This window comes from Stappia sp., assembly GCF_048261845.1.
In the GTDB taxonomy this organism is placed as follows: domain Bacteria; phylum Pseudomonadota; class Alphaproteobacteria; order Rhizobiales; family Stappiaceae; genus Stappia.
The window spans coordinates 1-20,982 of record NZ_JBLXFR010000037.1 but is presented as its reverse complement, the minus strand read 5'-3'; the positions used below and the strand labels follow the sequence as shown (position 1 = coordinate 20,982).

The 20,982-nt window shown below is 67.1% G+C and carries 23 protein-coding genes and 1 pseudogene; 9 read left to right on the top strand and 15 right to left on the bottom strand.

Translation table 11 applies throughout. The annotated features are described in order from the left end of the window. Positions 1–9: 9 nt before the first annotated feature. From grxC to ACN0T5_RS14740, 3 genes are all read right to left on the bottom strand, one after another. Positions 10–276, bottom strand: a complete 267-nt coding sequence (grxC, locus tag ACN0T5_RS14750; protein WP_417769365.1) for a glutaredoxin 3 — start codon at positions 274–276, stop codon at positions 10–12. Between the two features lie 134 nt (positions 277–410). After that, complete coding sequence (locus tag ACN0T5_RS14745) at positions 411–1,205, bottom strand: ComF family protein (RefSeq protein WP_417769380.1); 795 nt, start codon at positions 1,203–1,205, stop codon at positions 411–413. 142 nt (positions 1,206–1,347) lie between these two features. Continuing rightward, positions 1,348–2,010 carry a winged helix-turn-helix transcriptional regulator gene (locus ACN0T5_RS14740; RefSeq protein ID WP_417769364.1) on the bottom strand — a complete coding sequence of 221 codons (663 nt, stop codon included), beginning with the start codon at positions 2,008–2,010 and terminating at the stop codon, positions 1,348–1,350. A 169-nt stretch (positions 2,011–2,179) separates the two neighbouring features. Here ACN0T5_RS14740 and ACN0T5_RS14735 point away from each other — a divergent pair, with 169 nt between their 5' ends. The 3 genes from ACN0T5_RS14735 to ACN0T5_RS14725 all read left to right on the top strand — a co-directional run bounded on the left by ACN0T5_RS14735 (position 2,180) and on the right by ACN0T5_RS14725 (position 4,214). Next, positions 2,180–2,575, top strand: coding sequence for a hypothetical protein (locus tag ACN0T5_RS14735; protein ID WP_417769363.1), 396 nt, complete (start codon positions 2,180–2,182; stop codon positions 2,573–2,575). Then, on the top strand, positions 2,572–3,192 hold the full coding sequence (locus ACN0T5_RS14730) for a glutathione S-transferase family protein (RefSeq protein WP_417769362.1): 621 nt from the start codon (positions 2,572–2,574) through the stop codon (positions 3,190–3,192). Before ACN0T5_RS14735 ends, ACN0T5_RS14730 begins: the two co-directional genes overlap by 4 nt. A gap of 92 nt (positions 3,193–3,284) precedes the next feature. Beyond that, complete coding sequence (locus tag ACN0T5_RS14725) at positions 3,285–4,214, top strand: class I SAM-dependent methyltransferase (RefSeq protein ID WP_417769361.1); 930 nt, start codon at positions 3,285–3,287, stop codon at positions 4,212–4,214. A 21-nt stretch (positions 4,215–4,235) separates the two neighbouring features. On the opposite strand, the gene ACN0T5_RS14720 is transcribed toward ACN0T5_RS14725, so the two are convergent. From ACN0T5_RS14720 to ACN0T5_RS14700, 5 genes are all read right to left on the bottom strand, one after another. Further along, positions 4,236–4,451, bottom strand: coding sequence for a Flp family type IVb pilin (locus tag ACN0T5_RS14720; protein WP_417769360.1), 216 nt, complete (start codon positions 4,449–4,451; stop codon positions 4,236–4,238). Positions 4,452–4,506: 55 nt separating this feature from the next. Beyond that, positions 4,507–4,905, bottom strand: a complete 399-nt coding sequence (mutT, locus tag ACN0T5_RS14715; protein ID WP_417769359.1) for an 8-oxo-dGTP diphosphatase MutT — start codon at positions 4,903–4,905, stop codon at positions 4,507–4,509. A 72-nt stretch (positions 4,906–4,977) separates the two neighbouring features. Beyond that, entirely contained in the window at positions 4,978–5,823 is an 846-nt protein-coding gene (locus ACN0T5_RS14710; protein ID WP_417769358.1) for a GNAT family N-acetyltransferase, read from the bottom strand. A gap of 58 nt (positions 5,824–5,881) precedes the next feature. Then, positions 5,882–7,114: a bifunctional glutamate N-acetyltransferase/amino-acid acetyltransferase ArgJ gene (gene argJ, locus ACN0T5_RS14705; RefSeq protein ID WP_417769357.1), complete on the bottom strand. Its 1,233-nt coding sequence runs from the start codon at positions 7,112–7,114 to the stop codon at positions 5,882–5,884. Between the two features lie 74 nt (positions 7,115–7,188). Then, entirely contained in the window at positions 7,189–7,488 is a 300-nt protein-coding gene (locus ACN0T5_RS14700; RefSeq protein ID WP_417769356.1) for a hypothetical protein, read from the bottom strand. Positions 7,489–7,732: 244 nt separating this feature from the next. On the opposite strand from ACN0T5_RS14700, the gene ACN0T5_RS14695 reads away from it, so the two are divergent. After that, a complete protein-coding gene (locus ACN0T5_RS14695) occupies positions 7,733–8,365 on the top strand; it encodes a TetR/AcrR family transcriptional regulator (RefSeq protein WP_417769355.1) in 633 nt (210 codons plus the stop codon). Between the two features lie 15 nt (positions 8,366–8,380). Here ACN0T5_RS14695 and ACN0T5_RS14690 read toward each other — a convergent pair whose 3' ends face one another. Next, positions 8,381–9,280 (bottom strand): peptidylprolyl isomerase, encoded by a 900-nt coding sequence (locus tag ACN0T5_RS14690; RefSeq protein ID WP_417769354.1) that lies wholly within the window; start codon positions 9,278–9,280, stop codon positions 8,381–8,383. Between the two features lie 327 nt (positions 9,281–9,607). On the opposite strand from ACN0T5_RS14690, the gene secA reads away from it, so the two are divergent. After that, complete coding sequence (secA, locus tag ACN0T5_RS14685) at positions 9,608–12,388, top strand: preprotein translocase subunit SecA (protein ID WP_417769353.1); 2,781 nt, start codon at positions 9,608–9,610, stop codon at positions 12,386–12,388. Positions 12,389–12,494: 106 nt separating this feature from the next. Next, positions 12,495–13,679: an adenylate/guanylate cyclase domain-containing protein gene (locus tag ACN0T5_RS14680; RefSeq protein WP_417769352.1), complete on the top strand. Its 1,185-nt coding sequence runs from the start codon at positions 12,495–12,497 to the stop codon at positions 13,677–13,679. 100 nt (positions 13,680–13,779) lie between these two features. Here ACN0T5_RS14680 and ACN0T5_RS14675 read toward each other — a convergent pair whose 3' ends face one another. Both ACN0T5_RS14675 and ACN0T5_RS14670 read right to left on the bottom strand, forming a co-directional pair. After that, the gene (locus tag ACN0T5_RS14675) at positions 13,780–14,397 is read right to left on the bottom strand and encodes a L,D-transpeptidase (protein ID WP_417769351.1); all 618 of its coding nucleotides are present in this window, start codon (positions 14,395–14,397) and stop codon (positions 13,780–13,782) included. Between the two features lie 57 nt (positions 14,398–14,454). Next, on the bottom strand, positions 14,455–15,384 hold the full coding sequence (locus ACN0T5_RS14670) for a sugar kinase (RefSeq protein WP_417769350.1): 930 nt from the start codon (positions 15,382–15,384) through the stop codon (positions 14,455–14,457). Between the two features lie 265 nt (positions 15,385–15,649). Between ACN0T5_RS14670 and ACN0T5_RS14665 the strand changes: the two genes are divergently transcribed. Next, entirely contained in the window at positions 15,650–16,423 is a 774-nt protein-coding gene (locus tag ACN0T5_RS14665) for an alpha/beta fold hydrolase (RefSeq protein WP_417769349.1), read from the top strand. A gap of 98 nt (positions 16,424–16,521) precedes the next feature. Here the strand turns inward: ACN0T5_RS14665 and ppa are convergent, their stop codons facing one another. The 4 genes from ppa to ACN0T5_RS14645 form a co-directional block, all read right to left on the bottom strand. Continuing rightward, the gene (ppa, locus tag ACN0T5_RS14660; protein ID WP_306030967.1) at positions 16,522–17,058 is read right to left on the bottom strand and encodes an inorganic diphosphatase; all 537 of its coding nucleotides are present in this window, start codon (positions 17,056–17,058) and stop codon (positions 16,522–16,524) included. A gap of 211 nt (positions 17,059–17,269) precedes the next feature. Then, positions 17,270–17,863 carry an RNA 2',3'-cyclic phosphodiesterase gene (thpR, locus tag ACN0T5_RS14655; RefSeq protein ID WP_417769348.1) on the bottom strand — a complete coding sequence of 198 codons (594 nt, stop codon included), beginning with the start codon at positions 17,861–17,863 and terminating at the stop codon, positions 17,270–17,272. A 180-nt stretch (positions 17,864–18,043) separates the two neighbouring features. Beyond that, positions 18,044–19,096, bottom strand: coding sequence for an aldo/keto reductase (locus tag ACN0T5_RS14650; RefSeq protein WP_417769347.1), 1,053 nt, complete (start codon positions 19,094–19,096; stop codon positions 18,044–18,046). Between the two features lie 123 nt (positions 19,097–19,219). Beyond that, positions 19,220–19,867 carry an arylesterase gene (locus ACN0T5_RS14645; RefSeq protein WP_417769346.1) on the bottom strand — a complete coding sequence of 216 codons (648 nt, stop codon included), beginning with the start codon at positions 19,865–19,867 and terminating at the stop codon, positions 19,220–19,222. A gap of 108 nt (positions 19,868–19,975) precedes the next feature. Here ACN0T5_RS14645 and ACN0T5_RS14640 point away from each other — a divergent pair, with 108 nt between their 5' ends. After that, on the top strand, positions 19,976–20,692 hold the full coding sequence (locus tag ACN0T5_RS14640) for an ABC transporter ATP-binding protein (RefSeq protein WP_417769345.1): 717 nt from the start codon (positions 19,976–19,978) through the stop codon (positions 20,690–20,692). Between the two features lie 2 nt (positions 20,693–20,694). Next, positions 20,695–20,982 (top strand): annotated as a pseudogene (locus tag ACN0T5_RS14635) (ABC transporter permease); the annotation flags it as partial.

The following is a 20,982-nucleotide window of genomic DNA, read 5'->3' as shown; positions in this document are numbered from 1 at the left end:
AAGCGTATCTCACGTGGCGGCGAGCAGGGCGTCCAGCTTGCCGGAGCGTTCCAGCGCCATGAGCTCGTCGCAGCCACCCACATGGGTCTCGCCGATGAATATCTGCGGGAAGGTCGTACCACCTCGCCCGGTGCTGGCGCGCTGGATCATCTCCTTGCGCAGCCCCGGATCGAAGGTTGCGTCCATTTCCCGAAACGACACGTCCTTTTGCTGCAAGAGCTTCTTCGCCATTGCGCAATAACCGCACATCTGACGTGTATAGATCTCGACCGACATCGCACCCCGTTCCCGCGTTGGCCACGAGGCCGTCCGGCCCCGCTCCTGTGTGACAAGCATATATTGAGCTTTGCCGGCCGGCCGCAAGTCCTTGCCTCCCCCCGAACGCCCATATCTGCGATGCCGGCAGTGCGTCAGCCGAGTGGCGTATCGGCGCCCGCATGGGCGAAAACAAGCACGTCCACCGACAGGGCCCCGGCCCGCAGCAGGCTGCGCGCAGCCGCCTGCGCGGTCGCGCCGGTCGTATAGACGTCATCGATGAGCACCGCTCGCCGGCCGGACAGGCGCATCTCGCCCTCGTCCGTCACCGCGAAAACCCCGCGCACATTGCGCGCGCGCGCCGCCGCATCCAGCCCCACTTGCTGCTTCGTCGCCCGTTTGCGCAGGAGAGCATGCGCGGCGACCTCCAGACCGCTTCGTTTCCCGACCGAGCGCGCCAGCAGGCCGGCCTGATTGTAGCGCCGGTTCCATCGGCGCATGCCGTGCAACGGCACGGGAACGAGCACCGGCGCGGCCTCCTGCTCCGACGAGGCCAGCAATTCCGCTCCCGCCCTCGCCATCCAGCCGCCCATCGCCCGGGCCAGAGACGGACGGTCATGATACTTGAGCCGCGCCACCAGCGCCCGGGCCGGTCCGTCATAGGCGGTAACGGCCCTGAGGCGGTCGAAGACCGGCGGATGCGCGATCGCCTGCGGCGACACGGCGCCCGGTCCCAACTCGAATGCGAACGGCACCCCCAGCCGCTGGCACCAGGGTTGCGACAGGAAGGGCATGCGCGCCCAGCACGCCGGGCAGACCGACCCGTCGCTGGCGACCAGCCGGTCGCAGGCAAGGCAGGTGGGCGGCAGCAGCAGGCGCAGCAGGCCGGACGCACCCCGCGTCACCGTTTCGGCAATCGCGCCGGGTGCCGCGGACAAGGTCCGCAACACATTTTCCGTGGCCGGCCTGTCGGTTCTGTCCATGTCGCACCTGGCTCCCGTCGAACTGCCCGCAAGCGGCACGAAGGACATTGAACCTGCAGCACACGCAAAACACAACCTTGAGAGGAAACCGGCTGACGCCGAACGGGATTTACTCTGCCACGGCCGTCTCCGGCAGCGGAAACGCCTTCACGAAGCGCTGCAGCACGCCCGGATTGCCGGCCACCTGTGCGTCGCCCGCCGCGACCGCCTCGAGCAGGGTCCTGCCGCCGAAGACGATGCCGTCGACAACGTCCGGCGACGCCGTGATCGAAGCGTCATGCGTTCCGGCGTCCGGCACATCCGGAAGGATATTCAGGCTTTCATACGTGCCGGCGACCACCGCCCCTCCCCGGGGCATGTCAAGCAGGACCCGGAAACCGGCGTTCCTGCGCGGCCGATACATGGCGCGCAGGGCGAGAAGCAGACCGGCCCGGGTCATCGGCAGGTCCGTCTTCAGGAAGGGCGAGCGCGCGGCCCACCTGCCCAGCGACAGGATCGGCTCCTCCAGCTCGCGCCCCCACTCGGTCAGCTCATAGATCCAGGAGGCGGCCGGCGGCGGCAGCCTGCGGCGCCGCAGGATAGCCGAGGCCTCGAGGCCGTCGAGCCGCTGGGTGAGCACGTTCGGGCTGATCGAGCGCAGCTCCTCGCGCAGGTCCGTGAACCGCTTCGGCCCGAACATCAGTTCCCGGACCACCAGAAGTGCCCAGCGCTCGCCGATCAGGTCCAGGGCATGCGCCGTCGCGCAGCCGTCGTCATAGCTTCGACCCTTCATTATCCTCTTTCAAAAGTTATTAGTTGCTTTTTAGGACTAGATAGTTCTTTTTATTGATACCATACCCGGCAGCGGCAACCAAGCTGCCGCCCGAACGGGACAAGCCAGGGAGGAAACGATGGACGACGGGCACCGGCAACCAAGGGCGGGCAAGCGCCAATAGCTCGCGATGGCCATCGGCTTTCTCGTTACGGCATCGGGCTTCGGTCTTCTCGCCATCGCCGCGGGCGAGGCCGGCCTGCAATCGTTTGTCGTCGGCTATTGCGTCTTTTCCCTCGGGCTCGCCCCGGTCTTCACCCTCACAACGGACGTCATCGTCGGCTCGGTGCCGCCAACCCAGGCGGGCGCTGTCGCCGGTCTTTCTGAAGCCAGCAGCGAGCTTGGCGGCGCTTTCGGGATCGCGGTCCCGGGCAGCCTGACGACGGCGCTTTACCGGATCGGGCTTGGCGACGCGCTCCAGGTGGCGGCCCTCCTGTGCGGCACCCTCGCGCTCGCCGACACCGCACTCACCCTGTTCATTCGCAACCGCACGTCCACCCGCCAAACGAGGGAAGACACACCATGAAGCTCTATTTCGCTGAAACCACCATGTCGTGGAAGACCTGCGCCGTGGCGCGCCATCTGCAGCTCGACATCGAGTTCCATCGCCTCGATCTCATGAAAGGAGAGCAGCGCACACCGGAATTCCTCGCCATCAACCCGAACGGCAAGGCGCCCGCACTGGTCGACGGCGACCTCCGGCTGTGGGAATCGAACGCCATCATGTGTCACATGGCACTCAAGGCAGGGTCCCCCCTGTGGCCGCGCGACCACGCCCAGGTCGAGGTGATCCGCTGGTTCGACTGGAGTTCCAACCATTTCTCCCGCTTCGCCGGCGAGCTCTTCTTCGAACATGTCATTCGCCGAAGGTTCGGCCTCGGAGAGCCGGACAGGAAGGTTGTCGAAGAGGCGCTCGGATATGTCCGGCGCCATGCCGGTGTCCTCGAAAGCCACCTTTCGGACCGTCGCTTCCTCCTCGGTGACACGCTGACGCTCGCCGACTTCGCCGTCGCGACAACGCTGCCCTATGCCGACGAGGCGGGAATACCGCTCGACGCGTTTCCAGCTGTCAGGCGCTGGCACGACCGTCTGATGGAACTGCCCGCGTGGCGATCGCCCTTCTCCGACCCGGTCACCGGCTGATCGCCCCCCCGCGGCGGACTTGATTGACCGCGGCCCGGGCGCTACCTACGTCATTCCGGCAGGGGCCGGGAACGACCGGGAGCCGCCGCGCCATGTCCGCATCCGACAACAGCCGTCCGGATCTTTTCGACCGGGCGCTGTTCGCCCGCCGAAGGACCCGCGCGCTCGCCCGCGCCGGCGCCGAACCGGGCATCGACTTCCTGCTCGCCCATGCGGCCGCCGATCTTGGCGAGCGGCTGGCGGCGGTCAGCCGGCATCTGGAGATTGCGGTCGACCTTGGCGGCCATCGCGGCCACCTCACCGACGCAATGACCGCCTCGGGCCGCGTCAGCCGCGTGATCCGCGCCGATATTTTCCTCGCCGACCCGGCGACACCCGGCTGCGATCTCGTCATCGACGATGCCCTGCCGCCCTTTGCAGACGCCTCGCTCGATCTCGTTTGCTCGGCGCTGTCCCTGCATCTGGTCAACGACCTGCCCGGCGCCCTCGTGCAGATCCGCCGGACCTTGAAACCGGACGGCCTGTTCCTTGCCGCGCTTCTCGGCGGTGACACGCTGTTCGAGCTGAAGGACGCGCTGATGCGCGCCGAGATGGAGATCTCGGGCGGTGCCGCGCCGCGCGTTGTCCCCTTCGCCGACACCCGTGCGCTCGGCGCCTTGCTGCAGCGGGCCGGTTTCGCCCTGCCCGTCGCCGATGTCGACCGGCTGACCGTGCGCTACTCTGGCATGGCCGGGCTGGTCGACGATTTGCGCGCCATGGGGGCGGCCAGCGTGCTCGCCGAGCGGTCGCGCTGCCCGCTGTCGCGCGCCGTGATCGCCCGCGCCTCGCAGATCTATGCCGAGCGCCACGCCGATCCGGACGGACGCATTCGCGCCACGTTCGACATCGTCTCGCTCTCCGGCTGGGCGCCCCACGAAAGCCAGCAGAAACCGCTCAAGCCCGGCAGCGCGCGCGCCAGCCTTGCCGAGGCGCTGGCCGATATCGAGCACAAAAAAAAGGACCCCGGCGAGGGTCCCTCCTGAACGTCACGTCGTTGCAACGGGTCAGATGTTCGACAGGGCGCTGGTGACGACGGAAAAAACGTCGTCTCCGATCGAGCTTTGAATGCTGAGCAGCGCCGCGATGATGGCGATTGATACGAGGCCCATGATGATCCCGTACTCGATCATCGTCGCGCCGGCTTCATCCCGGCGCAGGGTGCCGGCCAGGTCGATGAACTGGTCGCCACGGTCGCGCATTCTCTCGAGATGTGACTGCATCAGCCGTGCCCCTGTCTGTCTCTTGACGCCGGGACGGAGAGACCGGTCCCCCTTCTCAGGCGAGATCGATCAGATGCGGGATCAGGGGCTCGTCGGCCGGCGGCATCGGATAGTCCCGCAGCCTGACCGGTCTCACCCACTTGATCGCCTGGCCCTCGCGGCCTGCAACCGTGCCCGACCATCGTCGGCAGACGAAAAGTGGCATGAGTAAGTGAAATTCCTCGTAAGCATGGCTCGCGAAAGTCAGCGGCGCGAGGCACTCTTTCTTAACCGTGATGCCGAGCTCTTCTGCCAATTCGCGAATGAGCGCATCCTCCGGCCGCTCGCCCGGCTCGAACTTGCCGCCGGGAAACTCCCACAGACCCGCCATTGCCTTGCCTTCCGGCCGCTGCGCGATCAGCACGCGGTTGTCGGCATCGAGCAGGGCGCAGGCAGCGACCAGCAGCAGCTTCATGGCAGGCTCCGTTCCGTTTCGAGACGTCCAGGCAAGGATTTGCTCACCATGCCGGCGAAATGCGCTGACAGATCAAGACCCATGCGGACTCTCGGGCGGCAGTCGGTAGTGATAGGCATAGCCGTCGCGGAACCCCAGGCGCCGGTAGAGAGCGCGGGCCGGACCGTTCTCCGCCGTCACTTGCAGCCAGGCGAGACGACAACCGAGCGCGGCCCCGCGCGCCATCGCGGCACGCACCAGCCGGTTGCCAAGGCCCTGCCGACGGACATCCGGCGCGACCGCGAGATCGTAGATGCCGAGCATGTCCCGGTCGGCAACGCAAAGCACCACTCCGAGCGGACGGCCATTGCAGTCCTCGGCCACCAGCGTCACCCGGCGGACCGCGATCCGCTCGAGCGCGCCGCCGAGCCGCGCCACGGCCAGCGGCGTCACCGCCTCGGGCCGCGTTCCGCCGGTGGCGACGAAGGCCGACAGGAAATCATCGAGCGTGCAGGATCGCAGGCGCGCGGGCCCTGCCGCCTCGTCAGGCTCCTCCGCATCGGCGGTCTCCGCGAGCGGGCGGCTCCAGACATCCGTCTCGCCCGTTCGGGTCCAGCCTTCGGCATCGGCGATCGCCACGAGCGCCGGCGGTGTCAACGGCGTGTGGCGCAGGTGGAAGGCGGCGTCATTGTCGGCGAAGACGGCAAGCATCGCATCAAGCCGCTCGCGCGCATCGGCATCGTCGTGCGGATCCATCACGTTCAGCGAATTGACCCGCCGCGCCGGATTGCCCGGCGATATCCGGGCAAGCCAGCTGCCGTCCATGGCAAGCCGGTCGCTCGGAAAGCCGTTGAGATTGGCATCCTCGATGGCCCTGATCCGCGCCAGATCCATGCCCGCGACCGGACCGGCCGCCAGATCCCCGTCAATCCGGTTCATGTCGCGCTTTCCCGCCGGCTCTCCGGTGGTTCGGGCCGGCATTGCCGCCACCAGCTCGTCAGGACCGGTAGTCGCCGTTGATGGCCACATATTCCTTGGTCAGGTCGCAGGTCCACACGGTCGAGCGCCCCTGCCCCAGGCCGAGATCGACGCGGATGGCGATTTCTTCCTGCTTCATCACCGCCGACGCCGCGTCCTCCGAATACTCCGAATCGCGCTCGCCATCGACCGCCACCCGCACGTCGCCGAACCAGATTGCCAAACGATCGCGGTCGGCCGGCTCGCCGGCCTTGCCCACCGCCATGACGATCCGGCCCCAATTGGCGTCCTCGCCGGCGATCGCCGTCTTGACCAGCGGCGAATTGGCGATCGAAAACGCGATCCGCCGCGCCGAGGCATCGCTTTCAGCACCCGTGACGGTGATGCCGACGAACTTGCGCGCACCCTCGCCGTCCTTGACGATCCAGTGGGCGAGGTCCCGCATCACCTCCGCAAGGGCCGCGCGGAACGGCGCAAGGCGCGGGTCGTCGGCACTCTCGATGCGCGCCCCGCCGGCCTTGCCGGTGGCAAACAGCAGCACCGTGTCGGAGGTCGAGGTATCGCCATCGATGGTGATCGCGTTGAACGTGTCGCCGACCGTCGCCGACAGGAGCTCCTGCAGCACCGGGGCCGCGATCGGGGCATCGGTGAACAGGAAGGAAAGCATCGTCGCCATGTCGGGCGCGATCATACCCGCGCCCTTGGCGATTCCGTTCAGGACCACCGGCGTACCGCCGAGGTCGATGTTCCGCGACACCGCCTTGGGGAAGGTGTCGGTGGTCATGATCGCCTTCGCCGCCGCCTGCCAGTCACCGGCGACCGCATCCCGCGCCAGATCGTCGACCACACCGGCGAATTTTTCTGCCTTGAGCGGTTCGCCGATCACCCCGGTCGAGGCGAGAAACACCTCGCCGGGCGCGCAGCCAAGCGCGTCGGACACGTAGCGCGCCGAAAGTTCGGTCGCCTCGCGGCCCTTGCGGCCGGTGAAGGCATTGGCATTTCCGGAATTGACCAGCAGCGCCCTGGCCGTGCCGCCCGCGAGATTGGCCCGGCACCAGTCGACAGCCGCCGACGGGCAGCGCGACCGCGTGAAGACGCCAGCCACCTCAGCGCCCTCATCCATGAGCGCCAGAAACACGTCCGTTCGCCCCTTGTACTTGATGCCGGCCGAGGCCGTGGCAAAGCGAACGCCGCCGACCTGCGGCAACTCGGGATAGGACTTCGGGGCGAGCGGCGAGACGGCCGTGGACATCGGGCACTCCCTTGAAATGCGGGCACGAAAAGATTGCCGCGAGCCTTGCCCGAACGGCGCCCGGGGTGCAAGCCCTATCGTCCGGCGCCGTCTCGCACCGGATGCAGGAAGCCGGAGAACCGGCGATACAGAAAGGGAATGAGCCCCCAGACCATCGTAGCGACGATGATCGGGACCAGGACGAGCGTCTGCTGCCAGAGCGCCCAACCCGCAGTCAACGGCGCGATCACATAGAGCAATGCGGTCACCAGCGGATACACGCCGGCGAAGACAAGCAGCGAGAAGCGGGGACGCGACAACACACGCCTGACCTCGGGAGTGGCAGCGGGAGCGACGGACGGGGTCGCCGGGGAAGGGGATGTTGCAACGGACATGGAAGGCTCCTGGGGAAATCGGACGAGGCCGGCAGGCATCGATGAAGCGGACAATGAAACGGCCGCCGAGGCAACCGCCGATCCGGCGACCTCCTCCCCGGTGTCGCTGAACCGTCACATATGAAACGGATCGTTTCGTTTCAACTCCATCTAAACGCCTCGTTTCGTTCCGTCAAGCGCCGTGCTACCAGAAGGAGGGCCTCGCGCGAGACAGGCCGGTCCGGAAAACGGCAAGGGACATATCATGCACGGCAAGGACCCGGCATCATGCCGGCATCCACGCAAATCGATCGGAGCGAAGCGCAATCCGGAAAGCGCCGATGCCATCCGCCAGGCGGCGGCTGAGATTCTGGCCGAGAAGGGGCATGCCGGATTTTCCATCGAGGCCGTCGCCCGCCGCGCCCGTGCCGGAAAGCCGACCGTCTATCGCTGGTGGCCGAGCAAGACCGCTTTGCTGCTCGATGTCTATCATCGCCAGAAACAGGGCATGCCGGAGCCCGACACCGGCGTGCTCGTCGAGGATCTGACCATTTTCCTTGATGCGCTCTTCCGGCACTGGAGGGACACGCCGACCGGCGCCGTCTTCCGGTCCGTGGTTGCCGAGGCCCAGAGCAACGAGGCCGCCGCCGACGCCCTGCGCGCCTATCTGGAAGGCCGGCTCGACCACTCCGCCCGCATGGTGCGCCGCGCGCGCGATCGCGGCGAGGTCGGCGCCCATGTCGACCCCCTGCTCGCCATCGACATGCTGGTGAGTTTCGCCTGGTGCCGGCTCCTGACCGGCCGGCTGGACATGGAAACGGCCGCCCTGAGGGCGGCCGTCGGATTGTTTGTCGATGGCTGGCGGCCGCTCCCCGGCGGAGCGCCCGCGCCGGCCTGAGTGGCGAGAGCCGGTTCAGTCCGCCTTCGGCGCCGCGCCGGATGCCTCATCGCCGGCAGCCGGCGCCTCGCCCTCCGTCTCGGTTGCCGTCACCTCGATCGTCGTCTTCGCCTTCAGCTCCTCCAGCACCTCGGAGTAGCGGGCACGCAGCAGCTGCTGACGCAGCCGGTCGCGCACGTCGGCAATGTCCGGGGCCGGCTGCTTGCGGGCGTCCTCGACCTTGATCACGTGCCAGCCGAACTGGGTCTCGACCGGCTCGGCGGTGTGCTTGCCGACCTCCAGTTCGAAGGCGGCCTTCTCAAATTCCGGAACCATGCGGCCGCGGGTGAAATAGCCGAGATCCCCGCCATTGGGGCCTGAAGGCCCGGTCGACTTCTCCTTGGCCAGCTCGGCAAAATCGCGGCCGCCGTCGAGTTCGGCGATCACGGCCTCCGCCTCTTCCTTGCTCTTCAGCAGGATGTGGCTCGCCTTGCGCTCCTCCTCGCCGGCATAGTCGGCGAATTCCTTGTCATAGGCCGCCTGCACGGCCTCGTCGCTGACCTTGCCCTCGATCTCCCGGGCAAGATAGGCATTGCGCAGCGCCCGCATGGTGAGAAATTCGACCTGACGCTTGAAGCCGTCTTCGTCGGCGATACCGGCTTCCTCGGCCGCATTGGCCAGCACCTTCATGTCGACGACGACATCGGTGAGCACCTTGCGCCACTGCGTCGGCGGCACCTGCGACAGCTGTTCGGAAAAGTCCTGCGAGGCGAAAGCAATGTCCGCCTCCGTCACCGTGCTCTCGCCGACCCTGGCAACGACCTCACCCGGATCCGTTGCCTGCTCCTGGGCAAGCGCGCCTGTCCCGGCGAGGCTGCCGGCGATCGTCGCGGCGAATGCTGCGCGACGCACCGTCGCGGCAAAATTGCGTGTCATGCTCTTTCCTTGTGATCTCGTGTTTGCCACTGGCGGGTCGTCTCGCCCGCGTCCGCTGCTCCGTCCTCACTTGCGGCAACAGGCCCGATAACGGGGCGGCAGCCGGGATGTGTGCCAATCGCGCGGCGTTGACAACCTCCGGACCCCCTCTTATCTGTCGAACGTCCTCCTTGAAAGGCCGGACAACCCCAGTCGAGCATGCGTTCGTCTCGCGCCCCAATGCGGCGGTTCTGAGGCTCGCGCATGTCTGTACCGTCAATCCGATCCCCGGGTTGCTGCCAGCGGCCAAGCGCAGGCGCGACCTGTATCAAGAATAAGGACCGCCACATGGCCGGCCTCGGCGCACTCGCCAAAAAGCTCTTCGGTTCCGCCAACGACCGCCTCATCAAGCAGTTGCGGGGTCGGGTTGTGGCCATCAACGCGCTTGAGGACGAGCTTCGCGCCCTGAGCGACGCGGAGTTGCGCGCCCGCACCGACACGTTCCGCAAGCAGCTTGCCGACGGTGCCAAGCTCGACAGCCTGCTGGAACCGGCCTTTGCCACGGTCCGCGAGGCGGCCCGCCGCGTGCTCGGTCAGCGTCACTATGACGTCCAGCTGATCGGCGGCATGGTGCTCAACGCCGGACAGATCTCCGAGATGCGCACCGGCGAGGGCAAGACGCTGGTCGCCACCCTGCCCGTCTATCTCAACGCGCTCACCGGCAAGGGCGTGCATGTGGTCACGGTCAACGACTACCTGGCCTCGCGCGACGCCGAATGGATGGGCCGCATCTACCGCTTCCTCGGCCTCACGGTCGGCGTCATCGTCCACGGGCTCACCGACGAGGAGCGCAAGGCCGCCTACGCCGCCGACGTGACCTACGGCACCAACAACGAGTTCGGTTTCGACTACCTGCGCGACAACATGAAATACGAGCGCGACTCGATGGTCCAGCGCGGGCACAATTTCGCGATTGTCGACGAGGTGGACTCCATTCTCGTCGACGAGGCGCGGACCCCGCTGATCATCTCCGGCCCGCTGGAGGACCGCAGCGAGTTCTACAACACCGTCGACGCCTTTATTCCGGCCCTTTCCGACGAGGATTACGAGCTCGACGAGAAGCAGCGCTCGGCGACCTTCACCGAGGCCGGCAACGAGAAGCTGGAGACCCTGCTGCGCGAGGCCGGGCTGCTCAAGGGCGACAATCTCTATGACGTGGAAAACGTCGCGGTCGTCCATCACCTGCAGCAGGCGCTGAAGGCCCACAAGCTGTTCCAGCGCGACAAGGACTACATCGTCCGCAACCGGGAAGTCGTCATCATCGACGAGTTCACCGGCCGCATGATGCCGGGCCGGCGCTATTCGGAAGGTCTCCACCAGGCGCTCGAGGCCAAGGAGAAGGTCGCGATCCAGCCCGAGAACCAGACGCTCGCCTCGATCACCTTCCAGAACTATTTCCGCCTCTATTCGAAGCTCGCCGGCATGACCGGCACAGCCCAGACCGAGGCCGAGGAGTTCGGCAACATCTACGGCCTCGACGTTGTCGAGATCCCGACCAATGTCGCCGTGCGCCGTGTCGATGACGACGACGAGGTCTACCGGACGGTCGAGGAGAAATACAACGCCATCATCGAGCTGATCGGCGACTGTTTCGAGCGCGGCCAGCCGGTTCTGGTCGGCACCACCTCGATCGAGAAATCAGAACTGCTTGCCGCCAGCCTGAAGAAGGCCGGCTACCGGCAGGTCGACGTGTCCGATCCCGATGCCTTCATGCCGCTTTTCTCCGCCAAGGGGTCGAAGAAGGAAAAGATCTTCGCGGTCCTCAACGCCCGCTACCACGAGCAGGAAGCCTCGATCATCTCGCAGGCCGGCCTGCCTGGCGCCGTCACCATCGCCACCAACATGGCCGGCCGCGGCACCGACATCCAGCTCGGCGGCAATGCCGACATGCGCATCGACCACGAACTCGCCGACATGCCCGAGGGCGAGGAGCGCAGCGCCCGCGAGGCGGCGATCCGCGCCGAGGTCGAGGAACGCAAGCAACTGGCGCTCGCCGCCGGCGGTCTCTACGTGATCGGCACCGAGCGTCACGAGAGCCGGCGCATCGACAACCAGCTGCGCGGCCGTTCGGGCCGCCAGGGCGATCCCGGCCATTCAAAGTTCTTCCTGTCCCTGCAGGACGACCTGATGCGCATCTTCGGCTCCGACCGCATGGACGGCATGCTGCAGAAGCTCGGCCTCAAGGAGGGCGAGGCGATCGTCCATCCCTGGATCAACCGGGCGCTGGCCAAGGCGCAGCAGAAGGTCGAGGCGCGCAACTTCGACATCCGCAAGAACCTGCTCAAGTTCGACGACGTCATGAACGACCAGCGCAAGGTCGTGTTCGACCAGCGCATCGACCTGATGGACGGCGAGGCCGTCGCCGAGACCGTCACCGACATGCGGCACGACGTGATCGAGGATCTTGTCGCCCGCCACATTCCCGAGAAGGCCTATCCCGAGCAGTGGGACACCGAGGGGCTCCAGACGGAGGTCCGCCGGCTTCTCAATCTCGACGTGCCCGTCGTCGAATGGGCCGGCGAGGAAGGCATCGCCGACGAGGAAGTCATCGAGCGGCTGAAGACGGCCGCCGACGAGGCCATGGCGCGCAAGGTCGGCCAGTACTCGCCCGACATCATGCGCCAGGTCGAGAAGGCCGTGCTGCTGCAGACGCTCGACCACCTGTGGCGCGAGCATCTCGCCAATCTCGATCACCTGCGCTCGGTGATCGGCTTCCGCGGCTACGCCCAGCGCGATCCGCTGCAGGAATACAAGACCGAGGCCTTCACCCTGTTCGAGAGCATGCTCGCCAACCTGCGCCAGGCGACCACCGCCCAGCTCATGCGCGTCGAGCTGGTTCAGGAACAACCGCCGAGCCTGCCGGGCGACGACGAGCTGCCGCCCATGCATGCCCAGCATCTCGATCCGGTCACCGGGGAGAACGAGTTCGACACGCTGGCCCGCGCCCCGGCGCCCGGTGCCCCGCGCGATCCGGAAAACCCGTCCACATGGGGCAAGGTCGGGCGCAACGAGGCCTGCCCCTGCGGCTCGGGCAAGAAATACAAGCACTGCCACGGCGCGCTTGCCTGAACGGCGAACCGGCCAGTGGAACGACAACCGACCGGGCGGCGGGCTTTTCGAAGTCCGCCGTTTCGCTTTTCAGGACCGGCGGCCGGCACCCGCCCGGAGGTAACGTGTGAAAACGAACGCAGCGCTTGAGGAAATCGAGGACTGGCTGATCCGCGAGGCGCTCGGCCAGCCTGACATCGGAGAGATGTTCGCCGGCTTCTGCGAGCGTCTGGTCGCGGCCGGAATGCCGGTCGAACGCGCGATGCTGACCTGGGCGACCCTGCATCCGCTGGTCGAGGCGGAATCGGCCTTCTGGCGGTCGGGCCAGGATGTCGAGCTGTCCCAGTACGGGCATGACGAGCACGAAACGGAGGAGTGGCTGCAAAGCCCCATCCGTGCCGTTCTCGAGGCGCGCGAACCCCGTCTGCGCCGCCGCCTGTCGGGCGGCAATGCCGCCTTCGAGTTCCCGCTTCTGGCAAGCCTCAAGGACGAGGGCTATACCGACTACCTGATCCTCTCCACCCCGTTCGACCTGCCGACCGCCACGGATTTCGGCCATTCCGGCATGCTTGTCTCCTGGGCGACCAGGGAGCCCGACGGCTTTTCCGAACAGACCGTCGACGGCCTCGACTATCTGCAGCTGCGCCTGGCGCTGGCCTGCCGCGCGACGATCCAGACCCGCATCGCCCGCACCCTGGCCGAGACCTATCTCGGCGCGCGCGCCGGTGGCCAGGTTCTGTCGGGACGCATCCGCCACGGCGATGGCGAAAGGCTCGACGCGGTCATTTTCTACTCCGACCTGCGCGGCTCGACGGCGCTCGCCGACCGGCTCGAGCCGGACGCCTACATGGCCCATCTGAATGCCTATTTCGCAGCCACCGCCGGTGCGGTGATGGAGAGCGGGGGCGAAGTGCTCGATTTCATCGGCGATGCGGTGCTCGCCGTCTTCCCGATCGGTCCGGAGGGGATCGGCCCGGCCGCATGCCGGGCGCTGAATGCGGCCGATGCCGTTCTCCTGCGCCTGCGCGACGCGCAGCAGGTCACTCCGCATCCGCTCAATTGCGGCATCGCACTGTCCTCCGGCCAGGTGATGTTCGGCAATATCGGCGTGCCCGCCCGGCTGACCTTTTCCGTCATCGGCCGCACGGTCAACGCCACCGCCCGCATCGAGGCAATGACCAAGCAGCTCGGCCGGCCGCTTCTGGTCACGGCCGAGGTCGCCGCCGCCGTGCCGCGCGGTTTTGCCAGCATCGGCCGCTTTCATCTCGCCGGCTTCGACGAGGAAGTGGAACTGCACGCACCGCACGGCTGACCGGCGGCAACGTAAAAAGGGCGCCGCGTTGCCGCGCGCGCCCTTGTCGTGTCGTCGGGGCCCCGTCAGGACCCCGTGAACGGAACCTGTCAGTCCGTCGTCAGAGCACCGTCACCTGCGCCCCGATCGAGACCCGGTTGTAGAGGTCCTCGACATCCTCGTTCAGCATGCGGATGCAACCCGACGACACCGCCCGGCCGATCGACCAGTCCTCGTTGGTGCCATGGATGCGGTATTCCGTGTGCCCCAGATAGAGCGCCCGCGCTCCCATCGGGTTTTTCGGGCCGCCCGGCATGTAGCTCGGCAGGTTGCGGCCGTTCTTGCGCTCGCGGATGATCATTTCCTTCGGCGGCGTCCAGCCGGGCCACTCGGCCTTGCGCGTCACCTTCTCGGTGCCGGCCCAGGAGAACCCTTCCCGACCGACGCCGATGCCGTAGCGCAGGGCCCGCCCGCCCGGCAGCACGTAATAGAGATAGCGGTCGCCCGTATCGACGATGATCGAGCCCGGCTTCCGGTCGGTGCGGTAGCGCACCTCGGTGCGCTTGAATTTCTCGCGCACGATCTTGCCGGCCGCCTCCGGCGTGATCCGGTAGGTCTGCCAGCTCCGGGTGACCGGATCGTAATAGCGTTCGGTCTGGGCCTGCGCCGCGCCGGCCATCGACGCCAAAGCCAGCATCCCCGCCAGCGCAATGCCGGCCATTCCCGCAAATATCCGCATGATGTCTCCTTGTCGCCGATCGCGACCGCAACAACCGGCGGCGACCTTACACGCGGCTCACGCCCCGCGCCGCTCCTGTTTGGCGAGAAACGCAAGGACGTCATCACGATGTGGCAGCGGCGCAACAGCCCCGTAGCCGCACACGGCGAGCGCCGCCGCCGCATTGGCATGACGCGCCGCGGCCGGTCCGTCGCCGCTCCTCAGAAACTCCGCCAGGAAGGCCCCGTCAAAGGCATCGCCTGCCCCGGTCGCGTCGACGGCCTCCACCTTGTGCGAGGCGATGTGTTCGCGGCCCTCGGGCCCCGAATAGAGAACCCCGTCGGCGCCCAGCGTCAGTGCCACCCGCTTCGCGCCGAGCGCGTGATAATGGTCGGCGATCTCCTCCGCCGTCTCCAGTCCGGTCAGCAACTGCGCGTCGTCGAGGCCGGGCAGCAGGATGTCCGCCATCGCGGCGGTCGCCTCGACCACGGCCCGGGCACGCGGCAGCGGCCACAGCGCCAACCTCAGGTTGGTGTCGTAGGAGATCATCCCGCCTGCCTCGCGCACCATCTCGATCGCCGCGAAGACCGTGTCGCATGCGCTTGCCGAGATCGCCTGGCTGATCGCCGAAACGTGCAGCACACGGGTCTCGCGGAGCAGATCGACGGGCAGATCGTCGGGCCGCATCAGGCTCGCCGCCGAACCGCTTCGGCGGTAGGAAAAGACATGCCCCTTTGGCCCGTGCGTGACGAAATAAATGCCCGTCGGCGCATGCGCCATGCGTCGCACACCGGCATCGTTCACCCCTTCACGCGCCCACAGGTCATGAAAGAGATCGCCGAACACATCCGTGCCGGTCGCAGCGACATAGCCGGCCGCCGCCCCCTGCCGGGCGGCAGCCACGGCCGCATTGGACGTGTCCCCGCCAAAGCCCTGCAGATAGGCTCCCCCGGGCGCCGACTGGTTGAACTCGATCATCGGCTCGCCAAGGCACAGGATGTCAGTCACTTCCAAACGCTCCGTCGCTGTCTTGCGGCTGGTGGATGAACCGGCCGATTTCAATCGTTTTCAATCGATTTAAATCTCATGCGATGCCGGCACCGCGCTTGTCAAGCCGGGGCACTCCGCGACACGCCGGCCGGCCTCCGACGCGCACGACACTGTGCGCAATGCCCGCGAAGCGGGTATTTTGACCGGAACCGGTCTCGCCTGTGGCGCCTGCCCATGCCAGAAAAGGCAAGATTACACCGGAACCAGCCCCGGAGCCCGATACATGACCGCCCCTGCCCCGATCCTGCCCTTCACCGAAAGCGGTGCGGGCGATGCCCCGCCCTTCGTCCTGCTGCACGGTTTCGGTAGTGACGCGCGCGGCTTCGCCCGCCTGCAGGACGACCTTGCCGCAAGCCGCCGGGTCATTTCCTTCGATCTTCCCGGCCATGGCCGTGCACTCGATTGGCCGCGCATCGGCGGCGCCGGTGTTGCCGCGCGCGCCGTCGCTGCCTCGCTGGAGGCGCTGGAGCTGCAACGCGTGCATCTCGTGGGTCATTCCATGGGCGGCGCGGCGGCGGCGATCATGGCGCTGAAGCAGCCCGAACAGCTTGCCAGCCTGACCCTGCTCGCGCCCGGAGGTTTCGGCCCCGAGATCAACCACAAGCTCCTGCGCCGCTATGCGGCGGCACGTGACGCCGAGGCGCTGGAGCCCCTGCTCGAGCAGTTTTTCGGCTTTTCCTTCTCGCTGCCGCGCCTCGTGATTCGGCAATCGGCGGAGGCGCGCGCCCGCCCGGGCGTCTGCGAAACCCTGGTCGAGATCGTCGAAAGTCTGCTCGACGGTCCCCGGCAACAGACCCTGCCGCTCGAGGAGATCGCAGCTCTCGGCCTGCCCGTGCGCGTCGTCTGGGGCCGACAGGACCGTGTCCTGCCCGTTTCGCAGACCGAGGGCCTGCCGGGCGCCTTCGCCCTGCACCTTCTGGAGGGCGTTGGCCACATGCCGCATCTGGAGGCTCCTGGCGCCGTTGCCCGGATCCTGCGCGAGCAGGCAGGCAGCTGACGTCCCCGCCCTCTGCGGCTTTCGCAACCGGCCAACGAAAAGGCCGCATCCCTCGTCAGGATGCGGCCCCGTCATTCACTCGAAAACCTGCGGCTGGCTCAGGCCTTTGCGCCCTTGGCCCGCTCGATCGATTCCAGGATGATGCGCTTGGCCTCGTCCGGACCGCCGAAGCCGGTGATCTTCACCCACTTGCCCGGCTCCAGGTCCTTGTAATGCTCGAAGAAGTGCTTGATCTGCTGGATCGTGATATCCGGCAGGTCCTCGTAATGGGCGACGTTCTCGTAGCGACGCGTCAGCTTCGCGGACGGCACCGCGATCAGCTTCTCGTCCATGCCCGCCTCGTCTTCCATGAACAGCACGCCGATCGGCCGGCAGTTCATGATCGCGCCCGGAACGATCGGCCGCTGGTTCGCGACAATGACGTCGACCGGATCGCCGTCACCGCACAGCGTATGCGGCACGAACCCGTAATTCCCGGGATAGCGCATCGGCGTGTAGAGGAAGCGGTCGACATACATCGCCCCCGCGTCCTTATCCATCTCGTACTTGATCGGCTCGCCGCCAACGGAGACTTCGACGATCACATTGATGTCTTCAGGCGGGTTCTTCCCGATCGGAACGGCGTCGATACGCATGGATAAGGCTCCTCGGTTGGTCGTTGGCGGCTGTATCGCAAGCACCAGACCCAAAGGCAAGCCGGAATTTGTGCAGTGCAACTTGGTGTGGAGGCATCATGCGGCGGAAAGCCGGCCGCGAGACGGCCTTGTCCGGCCGGCGCGGCCATCGTCGCTGCGGGGTTGCGTGCGTGTCCCGCGGCCGGCGACATGTCGCCGGCGCATCACGGCCTCAGCGGTAGAATCCCGCAAGACGCGGCGTGGCGTCGGCATAGTCCATCCCGCCCCCGAGACGGCCGAGCGGATAGGCTTCCTCGACCAGATAGGGTCCGCCGCCGATGCTCGCCCGCGACGAAAGCAGCACGAAACGCGCTGCCGTGAAGGACGGGGCCTGGAAGTCGCCGCGCTCGGCAAGCCAGCGCGCCACGTCCTGGTTGGATGAGGAGCGGCACCGCGCCAGTGTCACGTGCGGCATGTATTTGCGCCGTTCCGCCGGCAGGCGCAGCCTCTGCAGGATGCGTTCCTGTTCGGCCTGCAGCTCCATCAGCGCCGGGTTCGGTTCGACCCTGGCCCAGACCGCGTGCGGCTTCCCGTTGCCGAAGGAACCGAGCCCGTTGAGCCGGACTTCGAACGGATCCCGGCGGATGCGGTCGAGCGCGTCCGCCACCTCGTCGGCCATGCGGTCGTCGATATCCCCGATGAAGCGCAAGGTGATGTGATAATTCTCGGTATCGATCCAGCGGGCACCGCGCAGGCCGCCGCGTAGGAAGGAGAGCGTGAGTCCGGTCTGGGCCGGAATCTCAAGCCCGGTGAACAGTCGAGGCATGGTTGAACCCTCCGCTGTCGCCGATATCCAGCATCAGGAGGCCTTTTTCGCTGCACTGCAAGCGAAAACGAAACGCGCTGGTTTCCCAGCGCGTTCCGCCATGTTGCCGTCATCGGCAGGCATGCCCCGGTCCGGTCGGGCCAGCGGCGGTTCGCCGACTGATTCGCCCCCCGGGCCCCGTTACGGGCAGGGGCTTCCGTGGTGCTGGAAGAGCGTGTTGATGCGCTCCTCGATCTCCGCCGTGATGGTCACCTCAAGCGCGCCGAGATCGTGCTCGAGCTGGGCAAGCGAGGTCGCCCCGAGGATCACCGAGGTCATGAACGGACGCGACAGCGCGAAGGCGAGTGCCAGCTGCGACGGCGAAAGGCCGAGTTCGTCCGCAAGGTCCAGATAGGCGTTGATCGCCGGCTCCGCGCCCGGCTTCTCGTAGCGCTGCAACCGGTCGAACAGCGTCTTGCGGGCGCCGGCGGGAAGCGCCCCGTTGCGGTACTTGCCGGTGAGATAGCCCTGCGCCAGCGCCGAATAGGCGAGCAGGCCGACCTGCTCCCGGTGGGCGATCTCGGCAAGCGCCGTCTCGAAGGTCCGGTTGACGAGGCTGTAGGCGTTCTGGATCGAGACGACGCGCGGCAGGTTCATCCGTTCGGCAATGGCGAGAAACCGCATCGTGCCCCAGGCGCTCTCGTTGGACAGGCCCACCTGGCGGATCTTGCCGGCCTTGACCAGGTCACCGAGCGTGGCAAGCGTTTCCTCGATCGGCGTCTCGTCGTCGCAAGGAGCCGGATCCTTCCACATCGTCGGATTGGAGCCGAAACCCGAGACGTTCCGGTCCGGCCAGTGCAACTGGTAGAGGTCGATATAGTCGGTGCCGAGCCGCTTCAGGCTCTTGTTCACCGCTTCCTCGACATGGGCGCGCGTCAGCTTCGCCGGGACGCCGCCATCGCGAAACCACGTGTTCTCGGAGCGGCCGACAACCTTTGTCGCCAGCACGACCTTGTCGCGGTTGCCGCGCGCCTTCAACCAGGTGCCGATGATCTCTTCGGTGCGCCCCTGCGTCTCCGCCTTGGGCGGGATCGGATACAGTTCCGCGGCATCGACGAGATTGATGCCCCGGTCGAGCGCGAGGTCGAGCTGGGCGTGTCCCTCGGCCTCGGTGTTCTGCTCACCGAAGGTCATGGTGCCAAGCGAAAGGCTGGAGACAAAGATGTCCGTGCGTCCGAGACGGCGCTGTTCCATGGCGGATCTTTCTTGCTGGTTCTGGACTGTCAGAAATATGGAGGTGGGCGAACTTGGCGGCAACCGGCGCGCCCGTCAACAGGCGCGGCCGATATGACGCGACAACGGGCAGATGGCGCCGTTTCAGTCTTTCGCCGCGCGCGCCCGGGCGATCAGTTCCTCGACCCTGGGCAGGATGCCCTCGACGATGAGGGCGACCCCCTTGGCGGTCGGGTGGATGCCGTCGGGAAGCACGGTCTCCGCCGACATCGGGATGCCTTCCAGGAAATAGGGATAGAGCAGCGCGTCATGGGCATCGGCGATCTCGCCGAACATCGCGTCGAAGGCCTCGACATAGTCGGGCCCGAGATTGCGCGGCGCGCGCATGCCCGCCACCAGCACCGGCAGCCCGCGCGCGCGCAGACGCGAGACGATCGCCTCCAGGTTGCTGCGCGCCGAGGCGACCGGCAGCCCGCGCAGCGCGTCATTGGCGCCCAGTTCGACGATCACCGCGTCCGCGTCCTCGCCGACCGACCAGTCGAGACGGGCAAGACCGCCCGACGTGGTATCGCCCGAAACCCCAGCGTTGACGACCTCGACCTCGTGTCCGCGCGCCCTCAATGCCGCCTCGAGCTGCACGGGAAAGGCGGCCTCGGCCGGCAACTGGTAGCCGGCGCTCAAACTGTCGCCCAGCGCCACGATGCGCAGCGGCTCCGCCGCCACGACCGGCGCCGGCACGATCGATGCCGCCGCCGCGAGAGCGAGAAAAACTGTAACCAAACGTATCACCACGGCTGATCCTCTGGACGCGGTCTCTATGCCTTCCCATATCGCCCTTGGCCTGCAAGGCTGCGAAATGCCCGATTTTCACCGACATCGTTCCGACCATATAGGCCCCGCATGACCGACCGAACAGCCTTGGCGCCCCTGATTTCCCTTTCGGGCGTCCATCTCAGTCTCGGCCGCGACGCGGGACGCGTACACATCCTGAAGGGCGTCGACCTTGGCATCTCCGCCGGTCGTACCGTCGGCATCGTCGGCCCGTCGGGGTCCGGCAAGTCGACGCTGCTGATGGTCATGGCCGGACTGGAGCGCGCCGACAAGGGCAGCGTCACGGTCGGCGGCGCCGAGCTGACCGGCATGTCGGAGGACGAGCTCGCCCGCTTTCGCGGCCGCTCCATCGGCATCGTCTTCCAGTCCTTCCACCTGATCCCGAACATGACCGCGCTGGAAAACGTCGCGGTGCCGCTGGAGCTTGCCGGCGCGAAGGGCGCCTTCGAGGCGGCGCGAGCGGAGCTTGCCGCCGTCGGGCTGGCCGACCGCGTCGACCACTACCCGGCGCAGATGTCGGGCGGCGAGCAACAGCGCGTCGCCATCGCCCGGGCGCTGGTCACCAAACCGCCGGTGCTGCTTGCCGACGAGCCGACCGGCAATCTCGACGAGACAACCGGCGCGCAGATCGTCGAGCTGATGTTCTCCGCCACCCGCGAACGGGGCATGACGCTGGTCATGATCACCCATGATGCGGCCCTGGCGCGGCGCTGCGACGAAACGATCCGCGTCCGCTCCGGCCTGAACGAAACGCTGGAAACCGCCCCCGCTCTCGGGGAGGCGTGACCATGCACGGTGTCCACCCGGTGCCCGCGGCCCGCCACCCGCGACCCCCGCTCGCCCTTGCCCTGCGCTTCGCCCTGCGCGAGATGCGCGGCGGGCTGAAGGGCTTCTACATCTTCATCGCGTGCATCGCGCTCGGTGTCGCCGCGATTTCCGGCGTCGCCTCGGTCTCGCGGGCGCTGGTCGAGGGCATTGCCGCCGAGGGCACGACGATCCTCGGCGGGGCGATGACCTTCCGCCTCTTCCACCGCACCGCCGTCGACCGCCGACTGGCCTGGCTGCGCGGAGCCGGG